Origin of the sequence: Gilliamella sp. ESL0443 (genome assembly GCF_019469165.1) — a bacterium.
GTDB classification, from domain to species: domain Bacteria; phylum Pseudomonadota; class Gammaproteobacteria; order Enterobacterales; family Orbaceae; genus Gilliamella; species Gilliamella apicola_E.
The window spans coordinates 776,036-799,665 of sequence record NZ_CP048263.1; the positions used below are offsets into that span (position 1 = coordinate 776,036).

Annotated in this window: 16 protein-coding genes; 6 read left to right on the forward strand and 10 right to left on the reverse strand. The window is 37.5% G+C overall.

Translation table 11 applies throughout. From position 1 onward, the window contains the following. Window positions 1-112: 112 nt before the first annotated feature. Complete coding sequence (locus GYM76_RS03500) at window positions 113-637, reverse strand: methylated-DNA--[protein]-cysteine S-methyltransferase (protein ID WP_220225914.1); 525 nt, start codon at window positions 635-637, stop codon at window positions 113-115. 140 nt (window positions 638-777) lie between these two features. Here GYM76_RS03500 and GYM76_RS03505 point away from each other — a divergent pair, with 140 nt between their 5' ends. Continuing rightward, entirely contained in the window at window positions 778-2,061 is a 1,284-nt protein-coding gene (locus GYM76_RS03505; RefSeq protein ID WP_065562680.1) for an MFS transporter, read from the forward strand. 39 nt (window positions 2,062-2,100) lie between these two features. On the opposite strand, the gene GYM76_RS03510 is transcribed toward GYM76_RS03505, so the two are convergent. From GYM76_RS03510 to GYM76_RS03545, 8 genes are all read right to left on the reverse strand, one after another. Beyond that, entirely contained in the window at window positions 2,101-2,865 is a 765-nt protein-coding gene (locus GYM76_RS03510) for a histidine phosphatase family protein (protein ID WP_220225915.1), read from the reverse strand. A gap of 14 nt (window positions 2,866-2,879) precedes the next feature. Beyond that, on the reverse strand, window positions 2,880-4,220 hold the full coding sequence (locus GYM76_RS03515; protein ID WP_065562678.1) for an OprD family outer membrane porin: 1,341 nt from the start codon (window positions 4,218-4,220) through the stop codon (window positions 2,880-2,882). Between the two features lie 137 nt (window positions 4,221-4,357). Continuing rightward, window positions 4,358-5,188, reverse strand: a complete 831-nt coding sequence (locus tag GYM76_RS03520; RefSeq protein WP_220225916.1) for a histidine phosphatase family protein — start codon at window positions 5,186-5,188, stop codon at window positions 4,358-4,360. A 66-nt stretch (window positions 5,189-5,254) separates the two neighbouring features. Beyond that, complete coding sequence (locus GYM76_RS03525) at window positions 5,255-6,646, reverse strand: glycoside hydrolase family 1 protein (protein ID WP_220225917.1); 1,392 nt, start codon at window positions 6,644-6,646, stop codon at window positions 5,255-5,257. 3 nt (window positions 6,647-6,649) lie between these two features. Continuing rightward, window positions 6,650-8,515 carry a beta-glucoside-specific PTS transporter subunit IIABC gene (locus tag GYM76_RS03530; protein ID WP_220225918.1) on the reverse strand — a complete coding sequence of 622 codons (1,866 nt, stop codon included), beginning with the start codon at window positions 8,513-8,515 and terminating at the stop codon, window positions 6,650-6,652. Window positions 8,516-8,700: 185 nt separating this feature from the next. Then, entirely contained in the window at window positions 8,701-9,540 is an 840-nt protein-coding gene (gene licT / locus GYM76_RS03535; RefSeq protein ID WP_220225919.1) for a BglG family transcription antiterminator LicT, read from the reverse strand. Between the two features lie 175 nt (window positions 9,541-9,715). Further along, entirely contained in the window at window positions 9,716-11,584 is a 1,869-nt protein-coding gene (htpG, locus tag GYM76_RS03540; protein WP_065562674.1) for a molecular chaperone HtpG, read from the reverse strand. Window positions 11,585-11,799: 215 nt separating this feature from the next. Next, a complete protein-coding gene (locus tag GYM76_RS03545; RefSeq protein ID WP_218058410.1) occupies window positions 11,800-13,173 on the reverse strand; it encodes a sodium-dependent transporter in 1,374 nt (457 codons plus the stop codon). 323 nt (window positions 13,174-13,496) lie between these two features. Between GYM76_RS03545 and ubiG the strand changes: the two genes are divergently transcribed. From ubiG to GYM76_RS03570, 5 genes are all read left to right on the forward strand, one after another. After that, entirely contained in the window at window positions 13,497-14,201 is a 705-nt protein-coding gene (gene ubiG, locus GYM76_RS03550) for a bifunctional 2-polyprenyl-6-hydroxyphenol methylase/3-demethylubiquinol 3-O-methyltransferase UbiG (protein WP_220225920.1), read from the forward strand. 122 nt (window positions 14,202-14,323) lie between these two features. Then, a complete protein-coding gene (gene guaB / locus GYM76_RS03555; RefSeq protein WP_065733929.1) occupies window positions 14,324-15,787 on the forward strand; it encodes an IMP dehydrogenase in 1,464 nt (487 codons plus the stop codon). Window positions 15,788-16,246: 459 nt separating this feature from the next. Beyond that, on the forward strand, window positions 16,247-17,749 hold the full coding sequence (locus tag GYM76_RS03560) for a hypothetical protein (protein ID WP_220225921.1): 1,503 nt from the start codon (window positions 16,247-16,249) through the stop codon (window positions 17,747-17,749). Window positions 17,750-18,008: 259 nt separating this feature from the next. Further along, a complete protein-coding gene (locus GYM76_RS03565) occupies window positions 18,009-19,409 on the forward strand; it encodes a hypothetical protein (protein WP_220225922.1) in 1,401 nt (466 codons plus the stop codon). Between the two features lie 986 nt (window positions 19,410-20,395). Further along, window positions 20,396-21,856 (forward strand): hypothetical protein, encoded by a 1,461-nt coding sequence (locus GYM76_RS03570; protein ID WP_220225923.1) that lies wholly within the window; start codon window positions 20,396-20,398, stop codon window positions 21,854-21,856. Between the two features lie 142 nt (window positions 21,857-21,998). Here GYM76_RS03570 and pgm read toward each other — a convergent pair whose 3' ends face one another. After that, window positions 21,999-23,630, reverse strand: coding sequence for a phosphoglucomutase (alpha-D-glucose-1,6-bisphosphate-dependent) (gene pgm, locus GYM76_RS03575; protein ID WP_220225924.1), 1,632 nt, complete (start codon window positions 23,628-23,630; stop codon window positions 21,999-22,001).

The following is a 23,630-nucleotide window of genomic DNA, read 5'->3' on the forward strand; positions in this document are numbered from 1 at the left end:
GGCTAAGCGACGTTTGAATTACCCGCCTAGGCGGGTTTATTTTTGAGGTGTTTTATCGAAAAAAAGTTGAGGAGCGGGGTTTTTGATTATTTTGGCTAAAAAATATTTATCTTTAAATAGCGGTTCCTTTTTTGGGGACAAAAAAATCTTTTATATCAACTTGTTCATGTTCTAGCAACCACACCTTTTTATCAATTCCGCCTGCATAACCTGTTAAGTTGCCATTTGTGCCTACTACGCGGTGACAAGGAATAATGATGGAAAGGGGGTTGTGGCCGACGGCACCGCCGACTGCTTGGCTGGACATGTTGGCGCTGATTTGTTTAGCAATATCACCATAGGTAATCACCTTACCATAAGGGATTTGTACCAATATATCCCACACTTTATGTCTAAATTCGCTACCTTGTGGTGCTAAAGCCAGTTTTGTGATAGTTGGTTTTTTGCCGGCAAAGTAGTCATCCAACCATTTTTTGGTTTGATTAAATATGGCTAAATTTGGCGCCTCTTCTTTTTGGGCGCTTAGCATTTGGCCAAAATATTTTTGTCCTTCAATCCAAACACCCACTAATTTATTGTGCTGACTTGCTAGGGTGATTTGCCCCAGTGGTGATGAATAATGACTGGTGTGATACATATAAAATCCTTTTTGACCGATTATATTATTATAGCAAGTTCTTATATTGAAATTAGAAATATTACTTTTTTTATTTATGATGGTAAACGGAATAACTATAATATTTGCACTTATTTAAAAATAAAATAATTTTGGAATGAATGATGAATACTAAACCAGCCAATTCAATGTCGAACGTAGCGTTAGCTAGTTTTATCGGCACTGCAATTGAATTTTATGATTTTTATATTTACGCCACCGCTGCTGCGCTAGTGATTGGGCCGGTATTTTTTCCTGATAGTTCGCCATCGGCTCAAGCGTTGCAATCATTTGCAACGTTCGGTATAGCTTTTGTTGCAAGGCCTATTGGGGCGATTTTGTTTGGTCATTTTGGTGATCGTATTGGTAGAAAGTCCACCCTAGTTGTATCGCTTATTTTGATGGGCGTTGCTACGGCGTTAATTGGTTTGTTACCTGGGTATAGTGTGATTGGCTTTTGGGCGCCATTTTTGTTGTGTATTTTACGTTTGGCACAAGGCTTAGGTCTTGGTGGTGAGTGGGGTGGTGCAGCATTATTGGCAACGGAAAACGCGCCAAAAAATAAACGCGCTCTGTTTGGGATGTTTCCTCAGTTAGGCCCTTCGATTGGGTTTTTATTATCTAATGGGGTATTTTTATGTGTTACGCTTTCGCTGAGTAATGAGCAGTTTTTAGATTGGGGTTGGCGTATTCCTTTTGTTCTTAGTGCGGTTCTTGTGGTTATTGGTTTGTATGTCCGATTAAAATTAGTTGAAAGCCCCATTTTCACTCAAGCTTTAGCCAATAAAAAACAAGTTAAAATGCCAGTAATGAATATGTTTGTTCACCATTGGAAAGCGTTGACGTTAGGCTCCTTTTCGATGGTAGGTTGTTATACGCTTTTTTATATAACCACAGCCTTTTTATTGCAATATGGCACTAAATACTTGGGCATTGAAAAAGGTCATTTTTTAGGATTTTTGTGTGTAGCGATTGTATTTATGGCGATCGCTACCCCGATTTCTGCCCGACTTAGCGATAAATACGGGCGTAAGCCGGTGTTAATTGTTGGCTTAATGCTTGTTGCGCTATCTGGTCTGTTGATGACTCAATTTATGGCTAGTGGTAGTGAATTATTGGTGATGACCTATTTATGCTTATCACTATTTTTGATGGGGATTATTTTTGCGCCTATGGGGGCATTTTTACCCGAGATTTTTCCGACTAATATTCGTTATACCGGGTCGTCAGCAGCGTATAGTATTGGTGGGATTTTAGGGGCATCAATTGCGCCAATTATTGCTAATTATTTAGTGGCACATGGTAGTTTGACGTGGGTAGGCTATTATGTGGCGGTGGCGTCAATCATTAGTATCATCGCAACATGGTTGATTAAAGAGACATTAAATAGTGATTTTTCTGAGTAAAAAGTTAAAAGGCTCACTTCGGTGAGCCTTTTTTATCGATTATTTTACTGCTTTGCCTTTTTCGACATAGCTCATGTCACCTAATGATTCAACAATGAATTTGCCATCATCAGTGTAACGAATTTTAGTGACGCTCGCGTTACCTAGTCCACTTGTGATTGGTTTATCTAACATTTCTTCAACCATAGCCATAATTGCCATGCCGTGAGAAACAACAAGAACATTACCGCCACCTTGTTCTTGGGCTGATTTTGCAATTGCTCTTAATGATGCTTGCATACGTGTTTTAACGGCATTGTAGTCTTCTGCTTCGCCTGATTTTTCAACGGCTTTGATCGCATCCATCATTTTTTTAAGGGTGACTTTACCTTTAGCTAAATCAGCCATTAATGCTTTGTCAGACTCATAACCTAGGTGCTGTGCTGCGGGGTTCCACATGTTGGGATCAAGATCGCCTTCAAAATCACCAAAACACGTTTCTCGTAATCCTTCCATTTCGTTGATGCTTAATTTTGTATCACCTTTAGATTCAAGAACAATGCGCGCAGTTTGTCTTGCTCGGCCTGAATCGCTTGAATAGACCGAAATAAAGTCGATACCTTTTAAGCCACGACCAAGTTGCTGTGCCACTTCAATTCCCGGTTTTGTTAGTGGCGTGTCTGACCATCCTTGAGCACGATGGACGTTGTTGAACATGGTTTTACCATGACGGGTAAAATAGATATTCACTTCGTCAGCAAATGATTGTGCAATTGATGCGGTAAGGATAGCGGTTAATCCAATAAGTTTAATGAGTTTTTTCATAGTTTCTTCCTTTTCTATAATAAGTTGAATCGATAATCAATAACGGTTTCGGCTGAAAGTGTTGGTGAACGTTGAGCTTTGCCGTCTCTTAATTTTGGCGTAATGTCTTTACTGCTTAAGGTTTTATAAGACCAACCATAACCAAATTTTGACAAAATAGATAGATTTTTAAATGTGCCACTTGTTGGTTTAAAGATGTTAAACACGTTGATTTCGCCATTTTTTAAGGTTTCATGTTTGTAGTTAAATTCACCGTAGTTGAGATATAAACCTGTGGTATTGTCTTTAAAGAAGTCGTAAGTCAATATGCTTGAAAATACCAGTTCGCCATCACGCATATAGTCGGCCGCAGCTGCTGCCATACCGTTAAAACGTCCACGATTGTTTTTACCAATATGACGACCATAGTAACCGATAGCACCTTTGCGGTTAGCGTCAGTATAGGCGATACCGAATTTAGCACTCCAGTCGGCTTCTTTCCATTCAATGTCAGTTGCGTAATGCCATGCTGAATCATCAAAATCACGGACATTAGCTTTCATTTTGTCATGGTTTTTAAGTGCGGTACTACCGTAAATTTGTGAACCAAGAATAAGTTTATCCATCGGTTTATAAGAGAACTCGATTGCATGACGTTTGATGTAGTCTTTAGCAACGCCATAGGAGTAATCAAGTTTTACTATTTTGTCATTATACGCAATACCGGCCGTTTTGATATTATCAATGACGTGTTTTCTATCTAAGCTATAAAAATGCACTTTTTTCGATGATTCACGCGGGAAGGCGCTGTCGATGTAAGCAAGTTGTAGCGCTAAGTTTGAGTATTTTAATACGCCACTGTATCCCAAATAACTATAACGAGTTAAATGTTGTGATGAACTCATTACCCCCGTATCTTTTAAGCTATGCCATCCGACTTTACCATTAAAGTTGATATTTTTATCACCGAGTTTGACTTTGGCATAACGTTGAGTAAATTTGTTAAAACCATGCGCATTGTGTTTGTTTGGTTTTTTGCCTGAGTTATAGAGTAGGTTACGAGTTGCAAAGTAGTCACTAGCACCAAGTTTTATAACGTTATCATAGGTGAAATCAAAACCTAGGGTATCGAATAAATAACCCGATTTATAATTGAGCGTAAATGCTTGACCCCATGCACTATGGACTTCTTTAGGTTGGGATGCGTTTTCTTTTAAATACTTCCAATGGTTACGTGTTGAAAATTCAAATTTAGTATCTTTGAAAAAGGCATTATTCAAAAAGCCATTTTCACTATTGATTGAATTTGAATCAGCGGCAATAGCTGAAAAACACATGATGTTAAGTAATGCTAAGGAGACGTACTTTATTTTCATTATTATTTCCTATTTTTATAAATTTTTTTTCCAAAAAAAAACCTAAACACAACCCAAACTATCAAGCTTGAGTCATATTTAGGTTTTGCCTGCAAAAGCAGTAACAATCCTATTCGACTAAATTTTACTAATTGTTTCTAATTTTGACGATTTTCACCGATATTTAATGATGATTTACCCTCATTAACATAGTCCATACTGCCAATTTCAACGACCTTATATTTACCATTTTGGTAAACAATTTTGACGACAGTTGCATTCGCTAATGGTCTGTTTTTAATAGGATTATCAGTTAAGTCATAAATCATTGCTTGAATCGACATGCCTGATGAGATCACCAATATATTTTTTTGATGCTTAGCCAGTGCGGTCTCTACAATAGTGTGGAGTGCGTTTTGAGTGCGCTCTTTAACTTGGGTAAAGTTTTCCGCTTCATGCTTAGGATCACTTTTGGCAATCGCTTCGGTTAACGTTGTTACTGGGATCTGCCCTTGTACATAACTTTTATAAAAGGCATCAACCGACTTGTAACCCAGTGATTTCATAGCTGCGGATACCATTTTCGCATTAGTACCGCCTTCAAATCCGCCGTAAAAAACTTCGCGTAGGCCTTTTAACTCTTGTATTTTGTAATGTTTTACCCCTTTTTGAGCTAACAACACTTGCATGGTTTCGCGTTGACGACCTGAATCGCTGGTGTAATAAGCATCAAATCTGATGTATTTCTTTTTAAAGCCTTCACCTAAATAACGCGCCGTTTCTATTCCTTTGTCGGTTAAGGGTGAATCGGCCCAGCCTTGTACTAGATCATAGGTATTGAATAACGTTTTACCATGCCTTGCAAAATAGATGGTAACCACATCATCACGATTAGCATTAAACCTACTGCTTGGTTGATTACTACATCCAGTCGAGAGTGCGGTCAACAACAGTAAACTGGTGGTGATTTTAATTATTTTATTTATCATCTTTATCCTCGTAATCTGCTCAGTACATTTGCAGGTAATGCCGAGCAGACATTACCAGCATGATCATTATTTTAAAGTTGCACCTTTGGATAAAATCACAGACTGATACCAATAAAAGCTTTTCTTTTTATAGCGTTTTAATGAGCCTGAGCAATCTTGGTTTAGATCAACATAGATAAAACCATAACGTTTGGTGACTTCTGCTTTTGATGCACTAATGAGGTCAATTGGTCCCCAACTGGTGTATCCCATTACTTCAACGCCGTCGTTAATAGCTTCGCGAATTTGCACTAAGTGATCATTCATATAGTTTATACGATAATCATCATTAACCGTGCCATCTGCTTCAAGTTTGTCTTTGGCGCCTAAACCATTTTCAACAATAAACAGTGGTTTTTGAAAACGCTCATAAAGTAGGTTTAATAAGTAACGAATACCAACCGGATCAATCTGCCAGCCCCATTCAGATGCTTTAAGGTGAGGATTTGGGACCATATCAAGAATATTACCTTTTTGACGGAGTGAATCGTCCGCTGTGCCACAACAACTCATATAGTAACTAAATGAGATAAAGTCGATGGTTTCTTTTAAATCTTCACGATCTTGATCGGTAATGGTTAGCTCAATATTGTTCTCTTTAAAGTAACGATTCATATAAGTTGGGTAGTAACCACGCGCCTGAACATCTCCAAAGAATAACCAACCATGATTTTCTACATGTGTCGCCCATACATCTTCTGGTTTTGGCGTAAGCGGGTAGGCGATAGCGCCAAGTAACATATTACCGATTTTGGCATCAGGAATGATTTGATGACACAATTTTACCACACGTCCACTGGCAACTAATTGATGATGAATCGCTTGATAGATTTCGGCTTTAGTACTGTTACGATCTAAACCAACGCCAGTAAAAGGTTCGTGGAGTGACATATTGATTTCATTGAAAGTTAACCAATATTTCACTTTATTTTTATAGCGTTCAAATACTGTTTTGGCATAACGAGTAAAAAATTCGATGACTTTACGATTTCCCCATCCACCATATTGTGTGACAAGGTAGTAGGGCATTTCATAATGCGATAAGGTGACAAGTGGCGTAATGTTGTGTTTTAACATTTCGTCAAATAGTTTGTCATAAAACGCCAGGCCTTTTTCATTTGGTTGCTCTTCATCACCATTTGGAAAGATTCGGGTCCAAGCGATAGATGTTCTTAAACAGGTGAATCCCATCTCAGCAAACAGGGCAACATCTTCTGGATAGCGATGATAAAAGTCGATTGCCCGATCTTTAATACTGGTAATATCGACTTTATTGCGATCGACAATATCACCAAATAGACCATTAGGCGTGCAGTCAGATGTTGATAGCCCTTTGCCATCTTCACGATATGCACCTTCAACTTGATTGGCAGCAATAGCGCCACCCCATAAAAAATCACTAGGAAATGTATTTGCCATGTTTTACTCCTTTTTTGCACTTAACGCTAATAACGCGTCACCTTGTTGAACGTCTTGTTTGAATATGCACTGCACATCGATATAGTCATCACTATTGGTAATAATAATTGGTGTGGTGACTTCAAAGCCGGCTTGTTTAATCGCTTCGATATCAAAGCTAACAAGTCTATCACCTTTTTTCACCTTTTGGCCGGCTTCAACATGCGCTTCAAAATGTTGCCCATCTAATTTAACCGTATCGATACCAATGTGAATAAGGATTTCCGCCCCTGATTGAGTTTGAAATCCGATAGCGTGTTTAGTTCTAAATAGCGAAACAACTTCACCATCTTCAGGCGCGACAGTTTCGCCAATGGTTGGAATAATTGCGGCACCTTTACCCATCAATCCGCTGGCAAAAGTTGGATCATTGACTTGATTTAAATTAATGAGTTTGCCAGTCATTGGACTTGAGATAGTATCGATCTGCGTTTGACTGTTTATTGGCGATTGTTCTGCATTATCCGCTTTTTTATCTTTAGGAATACCAAATAGATAAGTTACCACCAATGCAATCATAAATGAGACTATCGAACCGATTATGGCAGCAAAGAATTTATCATCCAAACCATCACTTGGAATCATTTGTAAAAATGCAAAGATACTGGTGAAGCTAAATGAGAAGATAACCGATTTGAAATAACCAATAATCGCACCGCCAGCCATGGCTGAGAGACAACCAATCACAAATGGGCGTTTTAATGGTAAGTTAACGCCATAAATTGCTGGTTCTGTTACCCCAAATACACCGGATAATGCGGACGAACTTGCCAACGCTTTAACTTGCGGATCTTTACTGCGCATCATCACCGCCAATACCGCACCGACTTGGGCAAATACCGCTGGGAATAAGATTGGCAACATAAAGTCTTGTTGATATACGGTAATATTATTTATCGCAAAAGGTACCAAGCCCCAATGGATACCAAACACAACCATTATTTGCCAAAGTCCTGCTAAAAGCATACTGGCAATAACAGAATTAAGTTCATAAACATAAATAATGCCACTAGCAACAATGTTACATAAAAATGCAACGACTGGACCAATAAGCGCAAACGTTAATGGCACAGTAATGATAATACCGAGTAGGGGCGAAATGAATTTTTTAAATGAGTCATGCATGATTTTGTTGAAGTTACGTTCAAGCAATGAATAAAACCATGCCGCTAAAATTACAGGGAAGACTGAAGATTTATAAGGAATTAATTTAATAGGGATATTGAAAAATTCGGTTTGTAATTCAATTGCTTTTCCTAGCATCTCGGTAATACCCGGATAGACTAACGCGCCACCGATCGCCATTCCAACATAAGGATTACCACCAAATTTTTTAACCGCTGAAAAACCTAAAATGATCGGTAAATAATAAAATGGCGCATCAGCAATAGCGTTTAAAAAAGTAAATGTTGGCGTTTTTTCCTGAACAATGTCACATACTTGTAATAGAGACACAATCCCTTTTAAAATACCGCCGGCAACCAGTACCACTAAAACTGGAATAAAAATGCTTGATACTAAATCAATCAGTCGTGACACAATCCCTTTTTTAGGTCCCGCTTCTTGAGGAGCAGGGGTATTATTAAGGCTAGTGATATCCATAATTGCATTAAATACGTCAGCAACATTATTGCCGATAACGACTTGGAATTGTCCACCACTTTGAACGACAGTAATGACGCCAGTTTGTTTTTTAATTATTTCGGCATCTGCTTTTGATTCATCTTTCAATACAAAGCGAAGTCTGGTAGCACAGTGTACTAGACTGACGATGTTTTCCTGACCACCTACGTTCTCAATAATTGATTCAGCAAGTTGTTTATTTTTCATAGCTTATCCTTATTTAAGCGCAAAAAAAAACCTAAACCCCAGTAAACACGGGATTTAGGTTTTGCTTGCATCGATAAAATTAACCAATGCAATAACAATCCAAAAAAAGATTCCTTATTAAATTAACATAAAATAAATTAGCTTGTTGACAATTCATTCGTTAATTTGTGATGTATATCACATAATTATTTTTTTAATTCCGACCTCAATCGTTCAATATGAATAGTGAGATATAAACTTTCATCATCAGATAGCGGATGTTGATATTGTTGGATTAAATGAAGATCTATCTGTTTAGTGCAAAGATAGGCTTGTTCATATTTTTCACGGATAATCTCATACAACGAGGTATCTTGCTGTGCGGATTTACCTTTACTCAAAATTCGGTGTGCAAAAAACTTTAAATGGGTAACAAATCGTTGATAAGAAAGGCTGTTTTCGTCATATTCGAACCGAAAGTGATATTTTACGATATTTAAAATTTCACGCATGATTTTGGTCATATTAACAATATTGGGCATGGTATCGTTAAGCTCAGCATTGATAATATGAAACGTAATAAATCCTGCTTCATCTTCATGAAGCTCAACACCCAACCGTTTTTTAATGACATCTAAAGCGTACACACCGATTTCATACTCTTTAGGGTAGAATTTTTTTATCTCCCAGATAAAGTTATTAGGAATATTAAAACCTTGTTTATGCCGCTCAATGGCAAAATAAATATGGTCAGTTAATGAAATATAGATACTATCTTGTAATTTACTGCCTAAAAATTGTCTGGCATGATTGATAATAATATCGGTTGTGGTATGAACTTCGATTGGAATTTCAGAAAGCAGTTCAGCAAATTTGGGTAATATTTCTTGATTATTTAATGAAAACTGTTTTTCGATAAGTTTCGGGTCGATCTCATCACCTTCCCGTTTTTTAAATCCAACTCCTCGACCCGTAACAATCAATTCATTCCCTTTGGAATCTAAAGTCACTACAACATTATTATTTAATATTTTATGAACTTTCATCTGATTCTGTCTAAATTTTAAGATTGATTTATTATCTATCGCAAAACGAAAATGGAAAGGAGGAATATAAAAAAGTGTGACTGACTTCATAAATTTGAGAAAAATAAATTGATTATTCTCAAAAAATAAACCCGATAGGCGAGCCATATCGGGTTTGGGTGAATAAATTAATTAATTATTGTGCAAGTAGTTTATTCATTGTTTGAATAAATTTGCTTGGATCATTTAACGATCCTTTTTCTGCTAGTAACGCTTGATCTAATAGCAATTCAATCCAATCACTAAATGCGGTTTCGTCTTGCGTATCAGCAACACGTTTAACTAATTGATGATCAGGATTGATTTCAAAAGTATATTTTATCTCTGGTGCTTTTTGTCCTGCTGCTGCAAAGAGTTTTGCCATTTGAGTAGACATCTCGTCGGCAGCGGTAGTGACAATTGCTGGCGTATCAGTTAAACGATGTGTTAATTTAACTTCTTTAACTTTATCGCCTAATACTTTTTTAACACGTTCGATAAATGGCTCAAGTTCTTTTTCGACTTGTTTTTGCTCATCACTATTTTGATCAGCTAACTTCTCGATTGACTCGTCAGATTTACTGATTGATTGGAACTGTTTACCATCAAATTCAGTTAAATTGCTCATCATCCACTCGTCAATACGATCAGATAATAATAAGACTTCAATGCCTTTTTTGCGGAATAGCTCAAGGTGAGGACTATTTTTCGCTGCGCCATAACTATCAGCAGTGATGTAATAGATCTTCTCTTGGCCTTCTTGCATACGGCTAATGTAATCGTCTAAAGATACAGTTTGCGCCTCGCTATCACTTTGTGTTGTTGTAAAGCGTAATAATTTCATAATCGCTTCACGATTAGCATAGTCTTCACCAGTACCTTCTTTTAAGACTAAACCAAATTCACTCCAAAATTGTTGATATTGTTCTTTATCATCTTTGGCAAGTTTATCTAGCATTTGTAAAACACGTTTAGTACAAGCATTACGAAGATTTTGTGTCACTTTATTATCTTGTAATATTTCGCGTGATACATTTAATGGCAAATCATTTGAATCAATTAAGCCTTTAACAAAACGTAAATAATTAGGCATAAATTGCTCAGCATCATCCATAATAAACACACGTTGTACATAGAGTTTTAAACCGTGTTTATTGTCACGATTCCACATATCCCAAGGCGCTTTAGATGGAATATAGAGCAAACTTGTATACTCTTGTTTACCTTCAACACGGTTGTGGCTCCAGCTTAGTGGATCGGCAAAATCATGTGAAATATGTTTATAAAATTCTTTATACTCTTCATCACTCACTTCTGATTTGCTTCGTGTCCAAAGTGCTTGGGCTTTGTTGACTTTTTCCCACTTAACTTCATTTTCTTCAGTAGTTTGAACTTCAACCGGTAATGAGATGTGATCTGAATATTTGCTAATAATTGAACGTAGACGCCAATCATCTAAAAACTCTTTTTCATCTTCTTTTAAATGTAAAATAATTTCAGTACCGCGACTCTCTTTTTCTGTATCAGAAATCGTGTATTCACCTTCACCAGCTGATTCCCACATTACTGCTTCATCGGCTTTAGCTGTTGCAGCGCGGGTTTTTACTGTCACTTTATCGGCAACAATAAAGGCAGAATAAAATCCAACACCAAATTGACCAATTAATTGGCTGTCTTTCGCTTGATCACTACCAATGGATTCTAAAAAGGCTTTGGTACCTGATTTGGCAATCGTACCTAAATTTTCAATGACTTCATCACGAGTCATCCCAATACCATTATCTGCAATGGTTAATGTGCCAGCTTCTTTATTTGTTGAAATGCGAACACCAAGCTCAGCATCACCCGCATATAAATCTGCATTTTCAAGTGCTTTAAAACGGAGCTTGTCGGCTGCGTCAGATGCATTTGAAATAAGTTCTCTTAAAAAAATCTCTTTGTTTGAATACAAAGAGTGAATCATTAAATGCAGAATTTGTTTAACTTCGGATTGAAATCCACGCGTTTCTGTTCCTTGCTTACTCATTGACTAATACCTCAACTATTTTTAGCAATTAAAAGTGATCGATACATTTTAATTGATTAACTTTGACATAATGTTTTGATTAATTGTTGTATTGCTATATGGGAATTAAAAAAAGAATTTCAAGAGGAGAGGTTGTGATAAAAAGTTGATTGGTGATTTTTTAATTGATTAAAAAAAGCCCTGATAATGTATCAGGGCTATTGATGATAATTTAATTATCGAGTTTCTGGTAAAAAGCCACAAACTAAAATAAGAACAACGGCAACCGGAATAATTACGCGAGTTAAAATCGTCCAAACGCCAAACCAGAAGCTATTTAAGTTAAGCTCTTTACGAATGACTTTTTGGTTCATCATCCAAGCACCAAAGATAACAGTACCTAATCCTGTCACAGGTAACATAATCTTACTTGTGAGGTAATCAAGCAGATCGAAAATATTTTTATCAAATAGTTTCAGGTCTGCCCATTCATTGAATGATAAAATACAAGCGATACCCAATGCCCAAATTAATACACTACTAACCACTGTTGCGGTTTTACGACCCATGTGCGTTTTTTCTTCTAATAACTCTACCGTAGGCTCAAGTAATGATATTGATGAGGTTAACGCAGCAAAAGTTAGGAAGATAAAGAATAAACAACCTAAAATTGAACCTGCTGCCATATTACCAAAAGCGATAGGTAACGTTACAAAGATCAGACCAGGACCAGAACCCGCTTCTAAACCATTAGCAAATACTAATGGGAAGATCGCCATACCTGACAACATCGCAACGATAACATCTAAGATAACAACGGTGCGAGCAGTAGAGATTAAGTTCACATCTTTACCAAGATATGAACCGTAAGCCATCATAATCCCCATTCCTAATGATAAGCTGAAGAATGCATGACCTAAAGCCGCTAAAATGGCAGTACCATTTAATGCCGACCAGTTTGGTGTGAATAAAAAGTCAAACGCTTGACCAAATGATGATCCACTAACGATGGCTGCATAAGCAACTAAGACCAATAATAAAATGCCAAGGCCAGGCATCATTACCTTACAAGCACGCTCTAAACCAGCGCCAACGCCCATTGCAACAATAATGGTATTGGCTGCCATAAACACCGTATGCCAAATCAACAAGCTAGAGGTATTACCAAGAAAACCTTTGAAGATTTGCGCCGTTACGGCACCATTCGCACCATTAAATGTACCATTGATAGCTAAAAAGATATAATCGGTAGCCCAACCGCCAATTACACTATAAAACGAGAGAATTAAAAATGAGCCAAGTACGCCGATAATCCCAACCCAGCGCCACAATTTTGAGCGACCTTCTGAAACAGCAACATCTTCCATGGTATGGATTGGATTTTTTTGCCCGCGACGGCCAATTAACCACTCTAAAACTAGAATAGGCAGACCAATAACAAACATAAATAGTAAATAGGTAAGCACGAATGCTGAACCACCCATTTCTCCAGCCATGTATGGAAATTTCCAAATGTTACCTAAACCCACAGCAGAACCCGCAGCTGCAAGCATGAATCCCATGCGAGAGCTCCACTGTGAATGACTTTTCTTCATAGTACCTGTACTCATGAATATATTTTCCCTTGAGTTTTTGATTAAATATTTAATTTCTAGCATCAGCCGAGGCTGAACTATTTTTTATTAGATAAATAAAGTGCTAAATCATGCCATGAATTAAGCCTATAGACAAGAAAACATTACGATTTATAGTTATAGCCAATGAAAAAATTTAGCCTATATCGCTAAGTAAAACAGAGTTTTTAAGTGGTTTAGTATAGAAATTATGAGTAATAAAAAAAGTTGAGGAGCGGGGTTTTTAAAACGGTTTGATATTGCTAATCATCAACTCATCGCATATATTACATCAATTCCCCTTTTTGATAAGAATACCCATGACACAAAACATCGATTTAAACGAGATAGATAAGTTTGCCAAGTTAGCTGCACAATGGTGGGATCCAAATGGTCAATGCAAACCATTGCATATCATCAATCCATTGCGAGTTGATTACATTAAATCAAACGATTTGAATCAAAAAAATGTATTAGATGTTGGTTGTGGTGGGGGAATATTGTCTGAAAGTTTAGCCAAGTTAGGTGCAAATGTAACCGCTATCGATCTGGCTGATGAATCATTAGCAGTAGCGAAATTACATGCCGAGCAAAATGGTCTTTCTATCAACTACCAAAAACAAACCGTTGAAGAGCACGCCACACAGTTTCCATCACACTATGATGTGATAACTTGTATGGAGATGTTAGAGCATGTGCCTGACCCATTTTCTATTATCAATGCCTGCGCAAAACTGCTCAAACCGAACGGAAAACTCTACTTATCGACCATCAACCGTAACCATAAAGCAAAACTTATGTTGATTTATGGCGCTGAATATATAGCGCGCTTAGTGCCAAAAGGGACTCATGATTTTAATCGTTTTATCCGTCCTTCTGAATTGATGAATTGGGTTGAACAAGCGCAGTTAACGGTTAAAGATATTATTGGAATGGAATATCACTTACTCAGCAATCAATTCCGTTTAGGTCGTAATGTTGATGTAAATTATATTTTGATGGCTCAAAAAGACGAGCTCAATTAAAAGTGGGTGATTGATTATCGCCTAAAAATAAATATCAAATTCTACTAGTCTTTTATATCGAATGTGAGTAAAATGCATCGGCAATATTTTATCAACAATCCAACTCAATGGTGAATATTGTCATGTCTCGTATAGTTAAAGAAGCCCTCACGTTCGATGATGTTTTATTAGTTCCAGCTCATTCAACTGTTTTACCTAATACTGCTGATATTACAACTCAACTGACGCAAACCATCAAATTAAATATTCCAATGCTATCTGCTGCCATGGATACGGTAACCGAAGCCGAACTGGCTATTGCCCTTGCTCAAGAAGGTGGCATTGGTTTTATCCATAAAAATATGCCAATTGAAGTTCAAGCTGAGCATGTAAAGCGTGTTAAAAAACATGAAAGCGGAATTGTTCAAGATCCAGTAACAGTACTACCAACAGCAACTATTCAACAAGTAATCGATCTTGCTAAAGAATATGGTTTTGCAGGGTTTCCGGTTGTGACAGAATCACAAGAATTAGTCGGTATTATCACTGCTCGAGATGTTCGATTTGCAACTGACTTATCACTATCTGTAACTGCGGTAATGACACCTAAAGAGCGCTTAGTCACCGTTAAAGAGGGCGAATCTCGAGAAAGTGTACTGCAAAAAATGCATGAACATCGTGTTGAAAAAGTTTTAGTGGTTGATGATAGATTCCACTTAAAAGGCATGATAACCGTTAAAGATTACAATAAAGCAGAACAAAAACCTAATGCATGTAAAGACGAAAAAGGTCGCTTACGCGTTGGCGCAGCAGTGGGTGCGGGTGCGGGTAACGAAGAGCGTATTGCTGCTTTGGTTGAAGCCGGCGTTGATGTTTTACTTATCGACTCATCACATGGCCATTCAGAAGGGGTACTTGAACGCATTCGCCAAGCAAGACAAGCCTATCCAAATTTGCAAATTATAGGTGGCAACGTTGCTACGGGTGAAGGCGCAAAAGCGCTAATTGATGCAGGCGTGAGTGCGGTAAAAGTGGGTATTGGACCGGGTTCTATTTGTACCACGCGTATCGTCACTGGGGTAGGGGTACCGCAAATTAGTGCCATTATGGACGCTGTTGAAGTGGCTAAACAACACAATATTCCAGTTATTGCTGATGGTGGCATTCGTTTTTCAGGTGATATTGCTAAAGCTATTGCCGCTGGCGCATCTTGCGTTATGGTTGGTTCAATGTTTGCCGGAACTGAAGAAGCACCTGGCGAAATCGAACTATTCCAAGGTCGTGCTTATAAATCTTATCGCGGTATGGGTTCGCTCGGTGCGATGGCAAAAGGATCATCGGATCGCTACTTCCAATCAGATAATGCTGCCGATAAGCTAGTACCAGAAGGTATTGAAGGCCGAATTGCTTACAAAGGTTTATTAAAAGAGATCATCCACCAACAAATGGGTGGCTTACGCTCATGTATGGGGCTAACGGGTTGTGGAACTATCGATGAATTACGCACCAAATCGAAGTTCTACCGCATTACTGGCGCAGGTATGAAAGAGAGTCATGTTCATGACGTCCTAATCACTAAAGAGCCACCTAATTATCGAGCGGGTTAATCAATAAATATAAATAAAAAAGGATTCAGTGTAATCCTTTTTTTATGAGTAAAATTTGCTTTCTAAAAAAGTTGAGGAGTGGGGGTTTTGGGGGTTAAAATCACGCTTTATAGCGCTGCATACATCGCTTAACACATTTATTTTATAGGTGCTTCATAAAAATTTGAATAGCGGTTTTTGGGGAGGCAGCCCTAAAATCCAAAAACATCAAATTTTAATTAAAAAATTATGAATTTTTAAAGGTTTGTTAAGGAAATATTTTTAATTAAAACAATAGTATATGGTCATTTTTAGATCTTTTTGTAATCTCCTTTACGAATGTTAGCAATTAAGTCTGTTGAGGGCTATTGCATCGTATTTTTGCCGTAACTATAATCTCCAAGTGTTATAGATTTGCAGTTAGAATCTAAAGTGTTAATTATATAAAAAATCATAAAGTTACTTGACAGGATTGTCGTTATGCATTACAATTTGCACCATTGTTCGACTTTAAATTCATCAAAGTTAAGCTCTCAACTTTCATTTTTCCGAGAACTTCATTTTTTCATCTGTTCAAGCAAAATTCTACGAATTTTGGCGCGATCTTTTCATCGATCCAAATTATTTCGGCTGATCTTTGTCGTACTATTACTTCCTTCTTTTAGCCATGCATTAACCGTTAATACCTCGAATTCTATTCACGGAAATGAGCCATATTTAACTTACGATGGCGGTCGTACTCGTGCGGTTAATAATGACGGTTTGCTCGGGATTACACTATCTGACGGCACGAAATATACGCCTTCAACCAATCCTTCACCTACAACCCCAATCGTCTTGCCAGCTACAGGTCAAAGCTTTGCTGATATAAGTATGTTCGTCCCAACTAATACTAATTCAGTCGATTTAAATTCTCTTATTGGTCCTCCTAATAATTATTGGGGAGATGATGATGGAGATGGTGATGTTTCTGCGACGGGTAGTTTAAGTTTATCTATCGTGGATAACAGTAATCAAGCTGTATCACGTAATACCGTGCTCGATATTTGTAAAGCACCTTATCAAGTAAAATTAACTAGTACTAATGGCGAATTAACTACGCGTTACGGTCTTCCTCCTAATAGTACTTTCAATGAAAGTAGTGTCACTTATACTGTTAATCCTAAGGCTGTTCCGGTGGTTTGTTTTGCTAGACCAAACTTAAAAAATGGTAAGTATGGCGATTTTGGTATTTCTCACGACTTCGCTGGTCCGTCTTGGATGTGGGATCCTGCTAATGGCTTTATTCCTCAATCAACTGACTCATCACGTTATAGTTCAAACTTTCCTACTACTGCTGCCAACAAAATGTACTTTGATTTAATCATTGGTGGTGTTAATCAGGCTTTGTCTTGGTCTCCTGTTAAGCTTGAAGGTATCACTGCGACTATGAGCAATTCTACAGCTACAAGTGTACGCGTTACCTTCACTGGTCCTATCCCAACCGAGACAGGCATGAGTCCTACTCCTAAACCTATTGGCCAACCTAATTTACCTCAGACTTTTGAGTTAGTTGGCCGTGATAGCAATGGTAACCCTGTCGTTAAATATGGATTTGTATTAAAGCAATGGTTCGTCAACAGTGGGCCCGCGGCAAATTCTTATTCTCGTGCAACACTTTGGTGTAATGGTCTGGGTTATCAAGTGGCTGAGATAAAGGATTTAACCAATGCATCTTGTCGTGGTAAGGAGTCAGGTAATTGGTGTAGAGGGTTAGTCGGTGCTACTCCTTCCTCACCTAATAATTTTTATCAACGTTATATTGGTGGAGGTTTTGTTTCTGAATGGGGGATGATGAGCGGTTACCCCGACGTCAAATTTTACGGCGATACGTACTGGACAAGAACCCCAAACAATGATGGTAAGACTTATGTCTTGGATATGAGGCATGGTTCAGCGCTTAGGGACAGTTACAGCTCGAATGCGGTTTGTGTTAATCGTTAGAACTTATTATTAAGGTAGATCAATAGCAAAAGTAAATCAATTCGCTGATGAATCGTTAATTTGATGGCTTTGGAATGATATTTTTTATACATTTTTATCTAAATGACTAAAATAGTATAAGTATAAAAAAGTTGGTAATGTATTGATTTATAGAGTTTATTTGTGGTGTATGTTATAGTTTTAAAGAGTTAAACTTTCGATGTTTATTTTTTACAAAAGTATAATTTTAAATATTCTCCATAGTGGATCGCGAATTTTGGTGCGATCCTTATTTCCAACCTTTCATTTATTATTTAGGCAAATTTTTTTAACTATTTTGCTTTCTATTTCTTTTTACAGTTATGCATTAACAGTTAAAACTTCAAATATTATCCATGGTAATGCTCCATATTTAACGTTTGATGGTGGTCATACACGAGCTATAAATACTGATAGTTTACTAGGAATAACTTTATCTGATGGAACTCAATATACGCCATCAACCAAACCTTCATCCATTACACCGATTGAGTTGCCAGCTGTAGATCAAAGTTTTGCTGATATTGGAATGTTTGTTCCAACTGATAGTGATTCAGTCGAACTCAGTACGCTTATTGGTTCTCCTTATAATTATGGAGAGGATGATGATGGTGATGGTGATTTCTCTGTTACTGGTAGTTTGAGTTTATCTATTTGGGATAAAAACTATAAGTATGTATCGCGTAATGCAATGGTAGATATTTGTAAGGCGCCTTATTACCTTCGTTTATCTACGACAGGTGGTAAATTAGCTACACAATATGGTATTCCAAACAGTATTAAATTTGGTGCCGGTGATGTCATTTATATGATAAATCCTAAGAACGCTGTGCCGAAGCTTTGTTATGCTAGGCCTAATTTATCACCCGGTGATATGGATGAGAACTATTCTCATGACTTCCGTGGTCCAGCTACGATGTGGAGTCCTTCTGATGGCTTTCTTCCTCAATCATCTTATGATTTAAATTTTCCTACAGCTGGTGCTCATGGATTGTACTTTGATTTAGATATTGGTGGTGGTGGTGAAGATTTATCATGGGAACAAGTCTCTCAAGGTGGCATCACTGCGACTATGACAAAGTCACCGGTTACATCAGGTGTTCGTGTTAAATTAACAGGTCCTTTTGCAACCGAGTCCCAATGGAATTTAGACAATCCAGAGCGTATTGCAACACCTGTTTTACCACAAACATTCGAGTTAGTTGGTCGTGATAGTAATGGTAACGCTGTTGTTAAGTATGGGTTTGTGTTAAAGCAATGGTTTGTCAATCGTGGTACTAATAGTTACACTTATCCTTCGACACTATCTTGGTGTAACAGTTTAGGTTATCGTGTGCCTAAGGTAAAAGATTTAACTAATGCATCTTGTCAGGGAAGCAATTCGCGCACAGAGTGTGATGGTTCAGTTGGTGCGACTCCTTTTTCACCTGATAACTTCCACCAACGTCACATTGGTGCTGGCTTTTTTTCCGAATGGAGCGACTTGTCTCGCTACTCTGGAGCCAATTTTGACTACGGTGAGGTTTGGACTAGTGACGCTAATGGTAGCAATCGATTTACCGTGAACTCAATATTAGGTTCTGTGTATGGATCTGAGTATTCTGGCGACCCCAACAATGGGGGAATCTGTGTTTGGCCTTAGTTTTTATTTTTTGTTCTTAATCCATAGGCTTTAGTCATATAAACGATAGCGTGAAAAGAGTAGCGGAATCGAAGGCTCAACGTCGTTGAGTGATAAAAGCAATTTTGTGGCTTAGCGACGTTTGAATTACTCGCTTAGGCACGTTTATTTTTGCGGTTTTTTATCGCAAAAAAAAGTTTAGGAGTGGGGTTTTCTAAGCCCCCAAAATATTATTTTTATAACCCTTTTTTTACTCAAAAAATAAAATAATTAAAAATCACAATGTTAAAAAAATACTAAAAAAAAGGGTTTTTAAAACTCCAAATGCACTTTGCCTTTTTGCAAACAACGATTATAGTATGTCTTGTTCTAGGTTTATGCCGTGTAGGCAGTTTATAAAATATAATTTTCGAATCAATCAACATCAGTCAGTTTATTCAGTGCAGATAATATCCTGTTTCTTAAAAAGTTGAGGAACGGGGTTTTTGAGGGGTTAAATTTTACTTAAAAAATTATTCAAATATCAAAATCACTAAATTTCTAATTCAAAGCCCTAAAATAAAATTTTTCAGGATCAATTACCCTGATTTTAAAGATTTGTAATGACAATATCTTTAGTTAAAACAGTGTATAATCAATTATAATTTAGATCCTTTTTAGATCCCGCTTACAAAAGTTAACATAAATGAGCGAAAAAAAGTGTTGCATCGTGTTTTTCCAATCACTATACTTTTTACACGGTTTTAGCTAATAGGCTAAAATTTGACAGAAAAGTATAAAATTGTAAATTAATCAAGAAATTACTTGACAGGGTGGTCTAAAATGCATTATAATTTTCAACAGGCAACAGGCAACAGGCAACCTGGCCAACCTATCTTTTAAATTCGCCTAAGTCCAGTTCCCAGCGTTTATTTTATATACAAGCACATTTTTCCACGAGAACAAGTAGAATTCTTCGAATTTTGGTGAGTTCCTACTGTCGTTCTAATTTATTTCGGCAAATTTTTTTGAGTGTACTTTTTTTGCTTACTTTTTCTAGCTATGCATTAACATCTAAAACTTCAAATGTAATTTATGGTAGTGCTCCATATTTGACCTTAGATCATGGTCAAACCAAAGTTATGACTTCTGAAGCTTTATTAGGGATTACATTAGAAAATGGTCAACAATATATAGCGCCGGGGAGTACAGCAAATTTATATCCTAATGCTATTGTTGATTATTCCAGTCAGTCTAACCCGATTACGTTACCAAATGGATCAAATCAGTTTAGTAGTGTTAAAACACTTGTTCCAATTACAGGAAATAATAATTATCCAAAAATTAATCTTAGTAATTTAATTGGTTCCCCTTATAACTATTGGCAGGATGATGACGGAGATAGTGATATTAGTGCTACAGGCTCTTTGACTGTTAAATGGCAAGATGTGGTAGGTAATGATATTACTTCAGTTGTAAAACACAACCCTTCACAAAAACTTTCAGCATGTGATGCTCCTTATAAATTAACTGTTACAGCAACTAATGGGCAACTATCTACTCAATATGGCCATCCGAAAAGTAGTACTTTTCGTAATGGTTACCATGTGTATTATTTAAATCCAACAATTGATCGACCTAATGTTTGTTATGCTCAACCTAATTTAAATGGCACCGGTGGTGATGAATTATCTTCGCAATGGAATGCGATGAAAGGCTTTAAGGTACAGAATATTAATTCACCAGAAGTAAACTTTCCTACAACAGGCTTTAATGGTGCTGTTTTTTACCTTTTATTAGGTGGAATTAGTCCTGAACAGGTTATATCAGCCAATGGATCTACCATTTATCCAACAAATGGTAGATCAAATGTTTCATTAGCACTTTCATCAACAGTGACACCAAGATGGGGTTCTTATTCTTCAATACATAAAGGCGGTGATATTGCATTAAGAGTTGAATTGCGAGGACCTACTATAAATTCTTCAAATCCTCAATTTAATCCTTCAGTATTTAAAATTTATTCCGATAGTTCAAGACGTAATATTTTGTATACTTTTAAAATTCAACGTTGGTTTATTGTAAAACCGTATGGATTTGGAGGTCGTTATCGTGCAGAAGATTACTGTGCGGGATTTAGTGGTTATAGATTACCAAGTTTAAGGGATTATAATAACGCTAACGGTCAAGGTTGGACAGGAGGGATTCTTGGGCGCACTGATAGATCTGGGCGACGAGAAATTAGCTATAAAAATTATAATAATGAATGGGTAGGGGGATTATCAAATGAATGGGGATATCTTATTAAAGATGTAGATAGATCACCACAATATCCAAATGCTGAATGGGAGTTTGAACGTTATTGGGTTAAAGAAATTAAATATTCTAATCGGCCCTATATAGCAGTTAATTCACCTTTTGAGGCTGGAGCTGTTTATTATAATGATTGGGATGATCGGTCCCCTCGCGTTAGCTGCGTATCTCCATAATCAATCTACCTTTAAATTTAAGTTTTATTAATTAATGAAGATTCAGATAATTAAATAAAAAAATCAGAAGCGGGGTTTTGGGCGCTAATAAATAATTATATTTAGCTTTATTACCCCGTTTATCCGTTAACTTATTAGCTTTTTATTTTATTGCTTTTGCCACTATTTGTTGTGCTTCTTGCTGTAAGGTGGCAAGGTGTTCGTTGCTGATAAAGCTTTCGGCATAGATTTTATATGCGTCTTCCGTTCCCGATGGGCGAGCTGCAAACCAGCCGTTTTGGGTGATCACTTTTAATCCACCAATTGGCGCATTATTTGCTGGCGCGGTAGTGAGGCATTGGGTTATTTCTTCACCGGCTAGTTTGTCTGTGGTTAATTGGCTTGCATCAAGTTTGGCCAGTTTTTGTTTTTCAGCAAATGTAGCCGAAGCTTGAATGCGTCCATAGTATGAGATACCAAAATTGTCTTCAAGCTCTTGATATTGTTCTTGCGGATTTTTGCCAATTTTGGCAGTCATTTCTGCAGCAAGTAGACATAAGATGATGCCGTCTTTATCAGTTGTCCAGACTTTGCCGTTGGTTCTTAGGAATGATCCGCCTGCGCTTTCTTCACCAGCAAATCCGAGTTTGCCGTGATAGAGTCCATCAGCATACCATTTAAAACCAACCGGATATTCAAGGTATTTTTTGTTTAAGCTGTTAGCTACGCGGTCGATCATTGAGCTAGTTACAAGTGTTTTACCGATTGCGATATCTTTGTGCCATTGTGGGCGGTTTTGGAATAGGTAGTTTACACAGGTTGATAAGTAGGCATTTGGGTTCATTAGTCCTTTTGGGGTGACGATACCGTGGCGGTCAGCATCGGTGTCGTTGCCAAAGGCTAGATCGAATTTGTCTTTTAGATTTAGTAATCCTGCCATTGCCCAACGGCTTGAGCAATCCATGCGGATAATTTCATCATGGTCAAGATGCATAAAGCTAAATGTTGGGTCGATTTTGTTGTTAACGATTTCTAGGTTTAGGCCATATTTTTCAGCAATGCGTGGCCAATAGGTAATACAGGCGCCACCAAGCGGGTCAACCCCAATTTTGAGTGATGATGATTTGATAAGCGATAGATCGACGATGTTTTGCAGATCATTAACATAATCGGTTTCATATTCTTTAGTATGCAGGTAGTCAGATTTTATCGCTTTTTCGATCGTGACGCGTTTGACACCATTTAGGTTGGCTTTGAGTAGTTCGTTAGCGCGATTTTCGATCTGTTTGGTGATGTCAGTATCAGCAGGCCCGCCGTTAGTTGGGTTGTATTTGATTCCGCCATCTTCAGGTGGGTTGTGTGATGGCGTGATAACGATGCCGTCAGCTAATTGTGATTGTTTATTGTAAGTTAAGATGGCGTGCGATATTACTGGCGTTGGTGTGTAACCCCAGTTTTGAGCGATAACTACGGTTTGTTCGTTAGCAATAAAGACTTCTAAAACGGATTTTAGCGCAAGTTCGGATAAGGCGTGGGAATCTTGGCCAATAAAGCAAGGACCAGTGATGTTGTTAGCTTTGCGGTATTCCGCCACCGCTTGTGCAATGGCTAGAATATGAGCTTCGTTAAAGGTGCCTTTGTTTGAGCTACCACGGTGACCCGATGTACCAAAGATGACCAGTTGGCTGATATTGTCTGTATCTGGTTTGATTTGGTAGTAATTGTTTTTTAATGTTTCGACATTTATTAGGTCTGTCGGTTGCGCTAACAATCCCGCACGACTTGGCTTATCCAT